Origin of the sequence: Streptomyces sp. NPDC000594 (assembly GCF_040299965.1) — a bacterium.
In the GTDB taxonomy this organism is placed as follows: domain Bacteria; phylum Actinomycetota; class Actinomycetes; order Streptomycetales; family Streptomycetaceae; genus Streptomyces.
The window spans coordinates 111,093-125,133 of record NZ_JBEPCY010000015.1 but is presented as its reverse complement, the minus strand read 5'-3'; the positions used below and the strand labels follow the sequence as shown (position 1 = coordinate 125,133).

Annotated in this window: 13 protein-coding genes and 1 other RNA gene; 6 read left to right on the top strand and 8 right to left on the bottom strand. The window is 71.2% G+C overall.

What is annotated here, in order from left to right; genetic code table 11:
- Nucleotides 1-78 precede the first annotated feature (78 nt).
- The gene (gene yaaA / locus ABT354_RS21625; protein WP_351496185.1) at nt 79-879 is read right to left on the bottom strand and encodes a peroxide stress protein YaaA; all 801 of its coding nucleotides are present in this window, start codon (nt 877-879) and stop codon (nt 79-81) included.
- Nucleotides 880-1,477: 598 nt separating this feature from the next.
- Between yaaA and ABT354_RS21620 the strand changes: the two genes are divergently transcribed.
- Nucleotides 1,478-2,926 carry an RNB domain-containing ribonuclease gene (locus tag ABT354_RS21620; RefSeq protein ID WP_351496183.1) on the top strand — a complete coding sequence of 483 codons (1,449 nt, stop codon included), beginning with the start codon at nt 1,478-1,480 and terminating at the stop codon, nt 2,924-2,926.
- Between the two features lie 68 nt (nt 2,927-2,994).
- On the opposite strand, the gene ABT354_RS21615 is transcribed toward ABT354_RS21620, so the two are convergent.
- Together ABT354_RS21615 and ABT354_RS21610 are read right to left on the bottom strand one after the other, a co-directional pair.
- Nucleotides 2,995-3,603 carry a hypothetical protein gene (locus ABT354_RS21615; protein WP_351496181.1) on the bottom strand — a complete coding sequence of 203 codons (609 nt, stop codon included), beginning with the start codon at nt 3,601-3,603 and terminating at the stop codon, nt 2,995-2,997.
- The gene (locus ABT354_RS21610; protein ID WP_351496179.1) at nt 3,600-4,427 is read right to left on the bottom strand and encodes a MerR family transcriptional regulator; all 828 of its coding nucleotides are present in this window, start codon (nt 4,425-4,427) and stop codon (nt 3,600-3,602) included. Before ABT354_RS21610 ends, ABT354_RS21615 begins: the two co-directional genes overlap by 4 nt.
- 77 nt (nt 4,428-4,504) lie before the next feature.
- Between ABT354_RS21610 and rnpB the strand changes: the two genes are divergently transcribed.
- Nucleotides 4,505-4,905: RNase P RNA component class A (gene rnpB / locus ABT354_RS21605), an RNA gene on the top strand.
- A gap of 169 nt (nt 4,906-5,074) precedes the next feature.
- Here the strand turns inward: rnpB and ABT354_RS21600 are convergent.
- On the bottom strand, nt 5,075-5,596 hold the full coding sequence (locus ABT354_RS21600) for a hypothetical protein (protein ID WP_351496177.1): 522 nt from the start codon (nt 5,594-5,596) through the stop codon (nt 5,075-5,077).
- A gap of 285 nt (nt 5,597-5,881) precedes the next feature.
- Between ABT354_RS21600 and ABT354_RS21595 the strand changes: the two genes are divergently transcribed.
- Nucleotides 5,882-7,600 (top strand): ABC transporter substrate-binding protein, encoded by a 1,719-nt coding sequence (locus ABT354_RS21595; protein WP_351496175.1) that lies wholly within the window; start codon nt 5,882-5,884, stop codon nt 7,598-7,600.
- 43 nt (nt 7,601-7,643) lie between these two features.
- Here ABT354_RS21595 and ABT354_RS21590 read toward each other — a convergent pair whose 3' ends face one another.
- From ABT354_RS21590 to ABT354_RS21575, 4 genes are read right to left on the bottom strand one after another with little or no spacing between them, the layout of a single operon-like run.
- Nucleotides 7,644-8,825 carry a C45 family autoproteolytic acyltransferase/hydrolase gene (locus ABT354_RS21590; protein WP_351496173.1) on the bottom strand — a complete coding sequence of 394 codons (1,182 nt, stop codon included), beginning with the start codon at nt 8,823-8,825 and terminating at the stop codon, nt 7,644-7,646.
- Nucleotides 8,822-9,559 (bottom strand): SDR family NAD(P)-dependent oxidoreductase, encoded by a 738-nt coding sequence (locus ABT354_RS21585; RefSeq protein WP_351496171.1) that lies wholly within the window; start codon nt 9,557-9,559, stop codon nt 8,822-8,824. The genes ABT354_RS21590 and ABT354_RS21585 overlap by 4 nt, the downstream gene beginning before the upstream one ends.
- Entirely contained in the window at nt 9,556-10,332 is a 777-nt protein-coding gene (locus ABT354_RS21580) for an SDR family NAD(P)-dependent oxidoreductase (RefSeq protein ID WP_351496170.1), read from the bottom strand. Before ABT354_RS21580 ends, ABT354_RS21585 begins: the two co-directional genes overlap by 4 nt.
- The gene (locus ABT354_RS21575; RefSeq protein WP_351496168.1) at nt 10,329-11,114 is read right to left on the bottom strand and encodes a polysaccharide deacetylase family protein; all 786 of its coding nucleotides are present in this window, start codon (nt 11,112-11,114) and stop codon (nt 10,329-10,331) included. The genes ABT354_RS21580 and ABT354_RS21575 overlap by 4 nt, the downstream gene beginning before the upstream one ends.
- 294 nt (nt 11,115-11,408) lie before the next feature.
- Here ABT354_RS21575 and ABT354_RS21570 point away from each other — a divergent pair, with 294 nt between their 5' ends.
- The 3 genes from ABT354_RS21570 to ABT354_RS38095 all read left to right on the top strand — a co-directional run bounded on the left by ABT354_RS21570 (nt 11,409) and on the right by ABT354_RS38095 (nt 13,865).
- Nucleotides 11,409-12,824 carry an APC family permease gene (locus tag ABT354_RS21570; RefSeq protein ID WP_351496166.1) on the top strand — a complete coding sequence of 472 codons (1,416 nt, stop codon included), beginning with the start codon at nt 11,409-11,411 and terminating at the stop codon, nt 12,822-12,824.
- Nucleotides 12,825-13,094: 270 nt separating this feature from the next.
- Nucleotides 13,095-13,373 (top strand): helix-turn-helix domain-containing protein, encoded by a 279-nt coding sequence (locus tag ABT354_RS38100; protein ID WP_502983464.1) that lies wholly within the window; start codon nt 13,095-13,097, stop codon nt 13,371-13,373.
- A gap of 24 nt (nt 13,374-13,397) precedes the next feature.
- Nucleotides 13,398-13,865, top strand: a complete 468-nt coding sequence (locus tag ABT354_RS38095; RefSeq protein WP_502983470.1) for a Scr1 family TA system antitoxin-like transcriptional regulator — start codon at nt 13,398-13,400, stop codon at nt 13,863-13,865.
- Nucleotides 13,866-14,041: the final 176 nt, after the last annotated feature.

Below are 14,041 nucleotides of genomic sequence, written 5' to 3'. Positions count from 1 at the left end.
CCGTGGCCCCGCACACCTCGCAACGCTCGTTGCGTCCTCTGCAATGCGATGGCTTTGTGAGGCTGACTCGGTGGATCCTCAGTGGATCTCGGTCACCACTACATCCAGCGCCCAGGGCCGCCCCGCCCGTGCCGGGGCCTCGGCCTCCACCGCGTACCCCAGCTCCCGCAGGGTCCCGACCAGCTCGGCGGGTCCCTTCGGCTTCGCCCCCGCGTTCAGCAGATCGCGCACGATCCGTCCCTTGGTCGCCTTGTTGAAGTGGCTCACCACGGACCGCTTCTCCACACCGTCGACCATCTGCGCGTGCAGCACCCGGACCGTCGCCGTGCGCTCCGCGACCTCTCCCTTCGGCTTCCAGGCGGCCGCATACGCCGACGACCGCAGATCGAGTACCAGCCCGCTGCCGGCCGCCTCCGGCAACGCCTTCTCCATCGGGGCCCGCCAGTGTGCCCCGAGTGCCCCGAGCCGGGGCAGCTTCACCCTCATCGAGCAGCGGTAGGAAGGGATCCGGTCACCGATTCCCACCGCGCCCCACAGCCCGGAGAAGACCAGCAGCGAACGCCTGGCCCGGCGCCGGGCCTCCGGCTCCAGGGTCGCGAGCCCCAGCGCGTCGTACAGCACCCCCGTATAGATCTCCCCGGCGGGCCGTGCGCCCGCTGTCCGCAGTTCGGTGTTCTTCGCGATCTCGCCGCGCAGGCCCTCGCTCAGCCCGAGGACCGTCCGCGCCCGCTCCTCGTCCGATGCGCACATCTCGACCAGCTCGTCCAGGACCGCCGTACGCGCCTCGGCCAGCGCGGGCAGCGACAGCGACTCGACCTTGAGCGGGGCCCCGCGCCCCGACGCGGCCTTGCCCTCGGACGGCGGCAACAGTACGAGCACGGACGCTCTCCTCACGGCGCGGGCCGCACGCCGGGGACGTGGGGCGCGCGACGGTGTTGGGGGAGGGCGGCCCACCGCTCGCGCGGCGCCGCCCCGCGCCAGGGTACGCGCCCCGACCACCCTGACCTCGACCGTCCCGCCCCGCATGCCCCGCCCGGATGCGCCGTGTGTCCCGCGCGATGTGTTCCGTGTCGTGTGTCCCATGCCCGGTGTTGCCACTGTGTCCCGCGCCGCGTGGTCGGCCTCCTCTCCGTCCGTCGAGTGCTCCGTCGGCCGTGTGCGCTGCCCGTCCTGTGCCCTGCCGGTCGCTCGCCCTGCCGGTCGGGTGTCCTGCCCGTCCCTGCCGGCCTGCCCGAGTGCCGCTCCCGCAACCTCTCCCACTTCTACGATAAGTAATGAGATGTGTTCACGCAGTCACTCGTCCGGGTGATTGATCGCCCGCGCTTCCGGAAGCGCGCGTTCCCCTGCGGCCGGCGGCGAACGACGCCCGGCCACCGGGAATCGGGCCCTCCGCGCAGGGAACCCGCAGGAAAACCCGTGGGAGCAGCGGCGGCGCGCGACCGTGCCGGGCATCCCCACCCCGCCTAGGCTCACTGTCATGCCCCGCCGTCCGATGCGTACCACCGGCGCAGCCGAGGCCCCGCTGACCGCCGCGCTGCGCGCCCTCCGGACCGGTCTGAAGCTCCCCGGCGACTTCCCGCCCGCCGTCCTCGCCGAGGCCGAGCGGGCCGCCGCCCACCCCCGCCTCCCCGGCGCGGGCCCCGGGGCCGACGCCACCGACCTGCCCCTCTTCACCATCGACCCGCCCGGATCTGCCGATCTCGACCAGGCCATGCATCTGGCCCGCCATGAGTCCGGCTACCGCGTCCACTACGCCATCACCGATGTCGCCGCGTTCGTCGGGCCCGGCGGCGCGCTCGACTCTGAGGCCCACCGCCGGGTCCAGACCCTCTACTTCCCCGACACCACCGTCCCCCTCCATCCGCCCGTCCTCTCCGCCTCCGCCGCCAGCCTGCTCCCCGGTCACCCGGCACCCGCGCTGCTGTGGCGGATCGACCTCGACGCCGAGGGCCGGGCCGTCGCCGCCGATGTCCGCCGCTCCCTGGTGCGCAGCCGGATCCGGTACGACTACGCCACCGCGCAGCGGCTGATCGACACCGGTACCGCCGAGGAACCCCTGGCCCTGCTCCGGACCATCGGCGTGCTGCGCGAAGCCCTGGAACGCGAACGCGGCGGGATCTCCCTCCAGGTCCCCGAGCAGGAGATCGGCGAGGAGGACGGTGCCTACCGGCTCAGCTACCGCGCACCCCGTCCCGCCGAGGGCTGGAACGCCCAGATCTCCCTCCTCACCGGAATGACCGCCGCCGAGATCATGACCGCGACCGGCACGGGCATCCTGCGGACGCTCCCCATCGCCCCCGACGGATCGGTGGCCCGGCTGCGGCGTTCGGCGACGGCGCTGGGCATCGACTGGCCGCACCATGTCCCGTACGCGGAGATCATCCGTTCCCTCGACCCCCGTGAGCCCCGGCACGCGGCCTTCCTCCAGGAGTGCACCGGACTGCTGCGCGGTGCGGGCTACACCGTCTTCACCGGCGGCCGGCTCCCGACCCCCAGCGTGCACGCGGCGGTGGCCGCCGAGTACACCCACTGCACCGCCCCGCTGCGGCGGCTCGTCGACCGCTACACCGGCGAGATCGCCCTCGCCGCCTGCGCCGGCCGGGGCATCCCCGAGTGGGTGCTGGCCGCGCTCGACACCCTTCCCGCCGAGATGGCGACCGGGTCCCGGCGGGCCAATACCGCCGAACGCGAGACCGTCGACCTGGTCGAGGCGGCGCTGCTCCGGGACCGGGTGGGGGAGGAGTTCCCGGCGGTCGTCATCGATGTCCAGGAGCGGGACCCCGCTCTCGGGACCGTCCAGCTGGAGGACCCCGCCGTGGTCGGCGCGGTCGGGGGCACCGGGCCCCTGCCACTCGGCGACCGGGTCCGGGTGCGGCTCACCCAGGCGGAACCCGGGGTGGCGAAGGTTCGTTTCGCCCTGGTGTGACGGGTGGCCTTGGCCCGGCGACATGGCCCGGCGACGGGACCGGGAGACACCCGCAGAGGCGCCCGCCGTCAGGAAGCGATCGTTCCGGTACGTCTCGCGCGGACCGCCGCCACCAGCGCCGCCGGGTCGTCGGCATGGAAGCGGACGGTGTGCGCCGTGCCCCGCCGTCCCAGCGGCCGTACGTACTCCACCGGCGCCACCAGCTCCACCACGACCGTGGTCTGCCCGGCGACGATCACCTCCAGCGACCCGTCGTCACACGGCTGCACCACCTGTCCCGCCGGAAACCGCCGCTCCACCCGTACCGCCTGGATCTCCGCCGCCGCGAGCCGCAGATCGAACAGCGCCCCGTACCGTATCCGCAGCCCTCCATCGGCCTCCACCACATGCGGCCGGACGACACAGGCCGCGTGCAGACCGACCGCCATGAACAGCCCGTACACATCGATCACCAGCATCACCCGGTGGATGACGGGCCAGGGGATCAGCACCGCGAGGGCGATCGTCTCGATCACCGACACCACGATGAATCCCCACATCAGCGCGGTTTGCGGACCGGTGTACGGGGCAGGGTGCGCCCCCGCGTTCACCCCATGGCGCCGCCGGACCACCCAGAGACCGATGCCGTGCAGGGTCCGCAGCTCATGGACGAGCAGCCGGGCCGTGATCCCCCTCATGCCCCGCCCTCCGGGCTCTTCCCGGGACGCCGCCGCGCGCGCTCCGCCACCCGTACCGCGAGCAGCTCCATCATCCGCCGGACGACGGCCGCCTGCGCGGGCGCGAAATCGGCGAGGAGCGCCTCGCCGAAGGCGCCATCGAGCCCCTGTGTCGCCGGGCCACCGCCGGTGTCGTCCTCCATCAGCCCGAGCAGCTCGTCCGGCATCAGCCCGGCCAGCTCCTGGGCGAGCGGCTCGATCCGCGCGTCGTCCGTACCCGCCGTCGCCAGCGTGTCGAGCCGCTCGTAGAGCCGCTGGGTCCGGGACACCCGCCCGGGGTCGTCCACCAGAGTGTGCAGCGCGGCGAAGAACCCTGCCCGCCGGTCCTCCGGCACCATCGTGTCCAGCAGCGTCAGATGGGCGCGGTCCTTGGCGGCGATGGGTGAATCACTCGGCCCGAGCCCGCCCAGCAGCCCCGCCAGCTCCTCCGACACGGGCCCCTCGGCGGGCAGCCGGCCCTCGCGCGCCTGCTCGATCAGGACCGCCAGCCGCTCGCGCCGCGCGGCGATCCGTGCCTGGTCCCGTGCCAGATCGGCGTCCAGCTCCGCCAGGACCTCCACCAGCTCCCGCCCGGCCTCGTCGGCGAGGACGTCCCGTACCTCCGCGAGGCCGAGTCCCAGCTCGGTCAGCCGCCTGATCCGGGCGAGCAGGACCGCGTGGCGCAGCCCGTAGTCGCGATAGCCGTTGGCCCGGCGCTCCGGCTCGGGCAGCAGACCCTGGTGGTGATAGTGGCGAACGGTACGGGGGGTGACCCCCGCCATGTCGGCGATCTCTCCGATCCTCATGCCCCCAGTGGAAACCATGACGTCGCGACAGGGTCAACGCCTTCCCCGCCGCCGGGTAGCATGGTCGACACGGCAGACGAGCCGGGCGGGCGGCCGCGTGGGGACCCTTCGGGGGCCTCCCGAGGAACGTCCGGGCTCCACAGAGCAGGGTGGTGGGTAACGCCCACCCGGGGTGACCCGCGGGACAGTGCCACAGAAAGCAGACCGCCGGGGACCTCGGTCCCCGGTAAGGGTGAAACGGTGGTGTAAGAGACCACCAGCGCCTGAGGTGACTCAGGCGGCTCGGTAAACCCCACCCGGAGCAAGGTCAAGAGGGAGCGCCCCGGCGCTCCTGCGCGGACGTTCGAGGGCTGCTCGCCCGAGTCCGCGGGTAGACCGCACGAGGCCGGTGGCAACACCGGTCCTAGATGGATGGCCGTCACCCCGACGACCGCGAGGTCCCGGGGTACAGAACCCGGCGTACAGCCAGGCTCGTCTGCCCCTCAGGGCTTCTGACCAGCAAACATGCAGGTCAGAAGCCCTTTTTTAGGAGACGGTGAGATTGGCCCGCTCCCTGTGCATACCGGTGCAAAACGGGACCGCCCAGGTACGAACGTAGCCACGAAGGTAGCCACGAAAGTAGCCACGGGAACAACGGCAACAGCGGTCTAGCCCGGGTGGTCGCAGGTCATGTCGCGGGAGGCGGGGAGGTCCGCCGCCAGGCGGTCCCAGGCGAGGGTGGCCTCCGCTCCCGTGAAGGACTGGACGGGCTCCTTCGGGAAGCGGGAGACGCTGATCAGCATCCGCTCGCCCTCGGGGAAGTAGCCCGCCTCGGCGCGTGGCACCGTGAACGTGGTCTCCTCCGGGCCCCGCTCCGGCTTGAGATAGCGGGCCACGTCGAGGACCACCCGGCTGCGGTCGCCCTGGGTCTCGGTACGGGCCACCGTGCCCTCGGCAATCACCTTGGCGCAGGCGACCTCGCCGGCGGGGGTGAGCTTCGCGGAGGCGGCGACTCCGCCGCTCTCCTCGGTACCGGCGTAGTGGACGGCCGCGACCGTGCCCGCCGCGACGGCCCCCGCCGCACCGACGGCGGCGACCAGCGTCAGCACCCGCCTCCGCCGCGACCACCGCCGCCACCTGTCCTTCGGGCCCGGGGCCGCGCCCGGGTCGTTTGCGGTGTCCTGTGCCATCCACATCACCTCGTCCACTCGGAGTCACGCGTACCGACCGGCCACCCTGGGCGACCGACGCCCCGCTCCCCGGCCTTCTACGGTGTTTCCCCTACGACGCGACACCACCCCTCATCGTTCGCCCTGCCCGTCCCCGCCGTCACCCCCGTCTCCCGATCCCGGCCGCTATGGCCCCATCCGCCCCATTCGGTCTAAGGTGCATGCGCGGGGTCCGTCACCCAGCGGCGGGTCGGAATCAGGGAAGTGGGGCCGCTCGGGCAGGGGGCCTGGACGAGAGGAGCCGTCGTGCGTTCGCTTCAGCCTCAGCCCCTCGGTGTGGAGACCGGCGCCGAGCGTTCCTGGGATGTGACCCTCACGCCGGTGGACGGCCCCGGGCCCGGCCAGGACGGAGCGCTCGGGCTCAGCGCCGCGCTGTTGCGGCGGGTCGCCGGGTTCCACGCGAGCGGACTGCGGGCGGCCCAGTTCCTGTGGTGCGAGGACGGGCGGTGGGCGTGGATCAGCCTGGAGATGCGGCCGGTCGCGCGGGCCGTGGTCTCGCTCAGTGTGCGACCGCTCAGCGGGCCGCCCGCAGGGCTCACCGCGCGGGAGATCGACATCATCTCGCTGGTCGCGCTGGGGCTGTCGAACCGCGAGATATCCAGCCGCCTCGGCACCAGTGTGCGCACGGTGACCACCCAGGTCGAACGGCTGCTGAAGAAGCTGGGCCAGGACTCCCGCGCCGGACTCAGCGCCCTCGCGGTGGACCGTGATCTGATCCGGCTGCCGATCCCCGGCGGAGTGGAGATGCGCTCCGGGGTACGGGTGCTCGACATCGAGCGGGACGCCGGCACCGCGCGCACCATCGCCACCCCGGCGCCGCGCCGCTTCCGGTCGGCGGGCCGGGACACCCTCAGGATCGGGACGATCGCCGTCGGCGGCGCCTTCGCGGCGGACGGCCGGGAGACCGCGCAGGGCGCCGAGCTGGCCGTACGGAACATCAACGCCCTGCTCCACGAGGACGGCCGCTCGGTCGAGCATGTCGTCGTCCATGTCGACCCCCTGGACGACACCTCGGTACGCGACGGGCTCGCCGCCCTGACCGCCGCCGATGTCGACGCCGTGACCAGCAGCTATGCCAGCGCCCTCAGCCCCGCCGTCTTCGGCTTCGCCGCCGACTTCGGCCGGACCTTCCTCCACACCAACACCTGGACCCGCAGTGTGGAGGCGGTACGCGAGGACCCGCGCCGCTACGGGCACGTCTTCCAGACCTGCCCGTCGGAGACGGCCTACGGCTCCGCGCTCCTCGCCTATCTGCGGTCCCACCCCGCGACCGGCGGCGCGGACCGGCCCAGACTCGCCGTGATCGAACTCGACGGCTACGGCTGCGCCGTCACGGACGGCACCTTCGCCACCCGGGTGCACGACATCGGCTGGACCGTCGCGTCGACCCATGGCGTGGGCCTCGCCGTCGACGACATCGACACCCTGATCACCGAGGTCCTCGCGGACCGGCCCGACATCGTGGTCGTCTCCCACCTCAACGTGGAGACCGCCGCCGAGATCCAGAACGCCCTGGTCGCCCGGAACCCGCACCAGCGCACCTACCACATCTACACCCCGTCGGTGCCGGGCTTCGCCCGGCGGCTCGCCCCCACCACGGGTGACGCCGAGGTCATCTGGTCCACGGTGACCGGCCGCCCCGACGACCCGCTGGGCCGCCGCTTCAGCGACTCCTACGCCCGCACCTTCGGCACCCCGCCCGGCCGCAGCCAGGCCAGCGCCGCCTATGACCAGGTACGGATGCTGCACGCCGCGTTCTCCGTCACCGGCTCCTTCCGGCCCGAGGCCGTCGACGCCTACCTCCGCGACTCCGCCTACCGGGGCGTCAACGGCACCTACCTCTTCGCCGGCCCCGGACAGTCGTCCTGCGGCTACCCCTACGACACGGCCGACCAAAGCCTCTCCCAGCCCACCCTCACCTACCGGCTCTCCCGCACCGGCCAGGAGGTCATCAGCGTGGCCTGAGCGGGACAGCGGCACCGCGCCGCTCCCTGGGCCGCTGTCCCGCTCAGGCGGCGAAGAACTCGCGGTAGTCGTAGGTCACCCGAGGCACCGCGCACGGATGCCCCAGCACCAGATGCATCAGCCGCTGCGCCGGCTCGATCACCACACTCGCCACCGTCGACCCCTGCTCCAACTCGTGCTCCGCCGGATCCGGGTGACAGCAGATCGCGTCCGGGAAGTTGGCGTGATCACTCAGCACCTCGTGCCACCCCGCCACCGACGGCGTCGGCATCAGCTCCGCCAGCGCGAGCGCCCGCTCCCGCCGGAAGAGCGTGTCCGGCATGACCCGGGGACCATGGTCCGTCCCCGGCTTCGCGAAGACCGACTCCTCACTGGTGAAGTGATTGCAGTGGATCAGACAGCCGTCCTGGCCCACCCGCTGCCAGGCGATCTCGTCCCCGCCGCCCGGACGCGTCTCCGCGTCCACCCCACGGCCCTCGCCCACCAGGAGGTAGTTGGCCGAGGACGCCCGGTCGGCATCCCGCAGCACCGCCTCGGCCGCCACCACCGACTCCGACTCCAGCAGCGCCCGCAGCATCAGGTGGTACGGAACCCCCGGCTCCCCCACGTCCAGCGAGGTCACCAGGGCGTTGGTCAGCACCGTCACCCCGGCGGAGTTCATCCCGAACTTCGCGAGCAGCCCCGCCTCCACCACCGAAACCCACCGGGGACCGTGCTCCGGCACCGCCTCCAGCACCACCACCGTGTCGTGCGAGAACGGGATCCAGTCCCAGTTCTGCCCCACCACCGGCTCCGGTCCGCGCAGATCGCAGAAGGCCGTGCACTCGCCGGGCGTCCGCACCCCGGTGGCCTCGGCTATCGCACGGGCCTTGCCGGAGAAGAGGATCTCCGTCCGCAGATTCAGCGCCAGAATGTCCTCGAACGACACCCCCGCCCCCAGCGCGATGCCCTCCATCTCCTCCAGATACTCCGGCCGCCACGCGGAGATCACCGGGACGAAGGTCTCCGCGAGCGCCGTCGCCTCCTCCCACCGCAGCCCGGCGAAGGTCGTGTACACCCGCTCGTAGTTCTCCATCGAGAGCAGGATCCGGTCCTTCGCGGCCACCCCGTAGTACCGGCCGCGCTCCCGGGGCCCACCGTGCGCCCGGATCACCAGCGGGTGCGAACGCCTCGCGGCCGAAGGGTCCCCGGGAACCGGCGGGATCGTGGCATCTGTGGTCGTCATGACGCGCTCTGTCCTCCATCCACGGCGATGATCGTGCCGCTCACATAAGCCGATTCCGCCGACGCGAGAAAGAGGCACACCCGCGCCACCTCCTCGGCCGTCCCGAGCCTGCGCGCCGGAATCCTCCGCAGCACCTGCTCGAACGCCCCGGGATCGCCGGACACCGTCGTCATCGGCGTATCGATCACCCCGGGCGCCACCGCGTTGCAGCGGATCCCGTACGGGCCCCACTCCACCGCCAGCTGCCGGGTCAGCGACTCCACCGCGCCCTTGCTCGCGCTGTACGCCGCACTCGGCTCACCCGCGTCACCCCGCGCCGCTCCGATGGACGACAGCAGGGTGACGCTCCCGCCCCCGCCCTCCCGCATCCGCCGGGCGGCGGCCGACGCCACCAGCAGCGAACCACGGGCGTTGATCGCGAGGACCGCATCCCACGCCTCGGCCGTCGTCTCCAGGGCGGGCCGGAACCGGTAGACCCCCGCACAGTGCGTCAACGCGTCCGGCGCGGCCCCCTCCCACACCTCGTCCACCCGGGCGAAAGCGTCCCGCACCGACCCCTCGTCCGTGATGTCACAGGCGATGATCCCGGCCCGCCGGTCCTCGGCCAGATCCAGCCCCAGGACCGACCAGCCGCGCTCCCGGGCCAGCTCCGCCGTGGCCCGGCCGATACCCGAACCGGCGCCGCTGACCACCAGCCGACGCGGTACGGAAGGGACCGTACTCATGAGGCTCATGAGGTGAGCACTCCTCCATTCACATTCAGGGTCTGCCCGGTGACATAACCGGCACCCGACAGCAGATAGTGCACGGCGTCGGCGACATCCGCCCCGACCCCATGACGGGCCAGCGGCACCTGGGCCACCACCCGCTCCCGCTCCTCCTCGAACGAACGCCCGCTGCGCCGCGCCCGCGCGTCCAGCTCCTCCCGGTGCATCTCGGTCATCACATAGCCCGGCGCCACCGCGTTCACCGTGGCGACCGGTGCCAACTCCAGCGCCAGCGTCCGCATCAGCGAATGCGCCGCCGCCTTGCTGGCGCTGTACGCCCCGGCACCCGGAACCGGCTGCTGGGCGAAGAGCGAACCGATGATCACGATCCGTCCCGGAGAACCGTCCTGCCCGAGCAGCGGCCGGACCGCCTGGACACAGTGGAGCACCCCGAAGACATTCACCTCGAACACCCGCCGGATCTCCGTGTCCGGTGTGTCCAGCAGCGCGGTGTCGGGACCGCCCACCGCCGCGTTCGCCACCAGCGCGTCCACCCCGCCGAAGACCTCCACGGCCGCCTCGGCCAGCCGCGCCGCGTCACACGCCCGCGACACATCCGCCACCACACCGACCGCCCGCCGCTCCCCGCCGCCGGACCCGTCCAGCTCCCGGGCCACCGCCTCGACGCCCGGATCGACATCGCTCAGCAGTACCCGCCAGCCCTCCTGGAGCAGCCGCCGGGCGATACTCCGCCCGATCCCGCGCGCGGCACCCGTGACCACGGCGGTACGCCCGGTCATGACCGCGCTCCGGAGGCCGCGGCACGGGTCGCCCCGGCCACCTCACCGCAGGTCGCCAGCCAGACCGAACCGTCGTCGTACGCCCGCACCCCGGTCAGGAACCGCTCCAGCATCCGCAGCCGCCCCGGGCGCCCGATGATCTGCGGGTGGACCGTGAGCGTCACCAGCCCCCCGCCGTCATGGATCGCCGTGGCCTCCTCGCCCCACACCTCGGCCACCTCGCGCGCCGACCGGATCGTCCGGTCCCAGCTCGTGGCGTCGAACCAGAAGTGCGGGGCGTCGTCCAGCGTCCAGTGGACCGGTATCTCCACCAGGTCATGACCCGCGTGGACATACGGCAGCACCGCGTCCATGAGGTTGGAGGAGTACGAGAAACCGTGCTCCACCAGCAGATCCAGCGTGTGCGGGCTCAGATCCCAGGACGGCGACCGGTACCCCGCCACCCGGTCCGTGAACTCCCGCAGCACCGCCAGCCCACGGACCAGCTCCTCCGTCTCCTCCTCCCGCGCCATCAGATGCGGAGAACGGTGCGAATGGCCGTGATGGCCGATCTCATGCCCACGGGAAGCCACGGATTCCAGCACCGACGGATACCTCTCGGCATCCCGGCCACAGACGAAGAACGTCGCCGGAACACCGATACGGTCCAGCATGTCGAGAAGCTGCGGAACGGCTATTTCCGCGCCGTACCGGGCCTGGGAGAGAACCCCGGGACGGGCCGCGTTCGCCGGGTCCTCGGCGAGCCACAATTCCTCGGCGTCGAAGTCGACCGTCAGCGCCAAAGCCGCCTTATAGCCTGCTGGCCACATATGAGGTGGTCCTCTCTCACGGGACATCCCGGTGGGTAGAGGAACACGGTAGCCACGGGTCTCCTTTCCTGGCTTCCGTAAGATTACGTATCGACCGTGCGAACGGCCGAAGCGCTGGGACCGGGGCCCCTCAGGGCCGTATCGAACCGTATTCGGCGCGCTCCCCGTACGTACAGATACGTATGTCGGTCACCCCCTGGTTTTGCGACTCTTCGGGAATCGATTGAACTCCCGTTGAACCGACGGGCGCGGAGAGGAATCAAGCCGGTGTCCAGTACCAACAGAGTCAGCACCGAGAGTGCCCCCCATCTGAAGCGCGTGCTGCGGCTCCCCGCCATCGTGCTCTTCGGCCTCACCTATATGTCGCCCGTCGCCGTCTTCACCACCTACGGCATCGTCAACGACGAGACCGGCGGCCATCTCCCCGCCGCGTATGTGCTGGCACTCGGAGTGATGCTGCTGACCGCACACAGCTACGGACGCATGGTGCGCAGCTTCCCGGCGGCCGGCTCCGCGTACAAGTACTCACAGAAGGTGTTCGGCGGGCATGTCGGTTTCCTGACCGGCTGGACCCTGATGCTGGACTACCTCTTCCTCCCGATGGTCTCCTTCCTGCTGGCGGGCATCTACCTCCACGCCCAGTTCCCCGCGGTGTCCCAGGGCGTGTGGAGCGTGCTCGTCCTGCTGGTCGTACTGGTCTTCAATGTCCTCGGCGTGAAGTTCGTCAGCCGCATCACCGCGATCATCATGGGCGCCACCGCCCTGCTGCTCATCGCCTTCGTGGTCCTGGGCGCCGTGAACTCCGAGGTCCCGGCCGGTGACGCCTTCCAGTCCTTCGTCCCCGAGTCCGGTCAGTGGACCCTCCTCGCCGGTGGCGCGGCCATCCTCGCCCTGAGCTTCCTCGGCTTCGACGCCGTCTCCACCCTCGCCGAGGAGGCGCACAACCCGCGCCGGACCATCCCGCTGGGCATCATCCTCACCACCGCCATCGGCGGCGGCCTCTTCATCCTGGTCGCATGGATCGGCTCCCTCATCCGCCCCGACAACGTCTTCGCCGACCCGGACTCCGCCGGCGCCGAGCTGATGCGTACGGTCGGCGGCTCCGCCATGAGCGGTGCCTTCACCGCCGTCTATGTCCTCGGCTGCTTCGGCTCCGCGATGGTCTCCCAGGCCAGCGTCTCCCGGATCATCTTCTCCATGGGCCGTGACGGGCTGCTGCCCCGCCGGATCTTCGGACGGCTCCACCCCCGCTACGGCACGCCCGTCGGCGCGCTGCTGGCGGTCTCCGCCGTGGCCCTTCTCTCCACCCTTCTCACCCTCGACCAGGCCGTTGTCATGATCAACTTCGGCGCCCTGGCCGCCTTCTCCATGGTCAATCTGAGCGTGATCAAGCACTACCTCTTCGGAGCGGGCCGCCGCACCGGCGAGAATCGATCCCGGAGCCGATTCCTGCTGGTCAACGGCTTGCTCCCGACGCTGGGCTTCGCCAGCACCGTCTGGTTGTGGACCAGTCTGACAGGGGACACCTTCGTCGTGGGGATCCTGTGGATAACTGTCGGAGTGGTGCTCCTGGCCATCTCCACCCGCTTCTTCACCCGCCGCCCGCCCGAGCTGCACATGGGCGAGGAGGGCGAGGAACTCTCCCCCGGCCCGGAGGACGTCCCCGCCCCCGCCCCGCGCTGACCGGACGGCCGGCCCCGGGGGCTCATGCCGCGGCCGGGACCGTGCACCAGGTGCACGTCCCGCGATTTCGCTCACCAGAAGGCGCACCGTGTCGACGGCATTCCAGTCGAGCACACCACTGAGATTCTGAAATCAAGTTTCTGCGTGAACTGCTCCTGTTTCACGGGCCGTTCGCGCGACGGCGAAACATCCTGCTGTGGCGCAGAACGTTTCCTGCTGTGGCAGAACCTTCGCCGACGCACTGGGCAACGCGCGCAGGAAGGACAGCGGATGATCACGGACATCGAGTCGGCCACGCCCGCTCTGTGCCGTCTGCATCTCAGAACGGAGTTAAGGCAACTGCGGCACGCCGCCGGGATGAAGGCCGACCAGGTCGTCCGGCGGCTCATCTGGAGCCCGTCCAAGCTGACGAGACTGGAGACGGGCGAGGACGCCACCGTCGAGCCGTCCGATGTCATCGCGCTCTGCGACATGTACGGCGCCGACCCGGACAAGCGGCAGCTCCTCATGGAGTACGCCGTGGTCACCAAGACCAAGCGCGACTGGTGACAGACGCCGGAGTACCGGCCCGCCATAAGCCCCACCTTCAAGGCGTACCTGGGCCTTGAGGAGACCGCCGCCTCCATGCACAACTACGAGTCCGAGTTCGTCCCGGGCCTGCTCCAGACCGAGGGCTACGTCCGGGCCATCTATCAGGTCGCCTCCGAGAGCCGTGACCCGGATGAGATCGACAGGCATGTGGGCGGGCTGTCGGTGATCCGTGCTCAGCCATCTTCGAGGGCCCCGCCTGGATCGGCTTTGTCGACTCCCTCAAGTCGGGCGCGCTGTAGCGGGCGCCGCTCCGGCACTCGGCCACGGGCCACTCCGTTATTACTGCGGGGTGGCCCGTTGTCGTTGAACTCTCCGGCCCGCTGGGGCGTTGTAAGAGGCAGAGGCCGTGCCCCCGTGTGGGCGTACGGCCATCCCGAGCCGGGTGAACCGCCCCCGCCCCGGCGGAAAATATCCCCACAGCGCGCATTACCGGTCACCCCAGGTCGGTGAAGGAACCGGGCATGAAGCCCAAAGCGGTGATCTGAGGCGGAAGTGGATAGGAGTATTCCGTCCGCCCGTCCACTCGGCGTGATCCATCCGCCTGTCTCGTCGGTCAGTCGCGGCGCCTCCCCGGCGGCGTTCGCGCGGCGGGTCTCCGCGCGGCTCCATGGACCGTAGCGGAATGG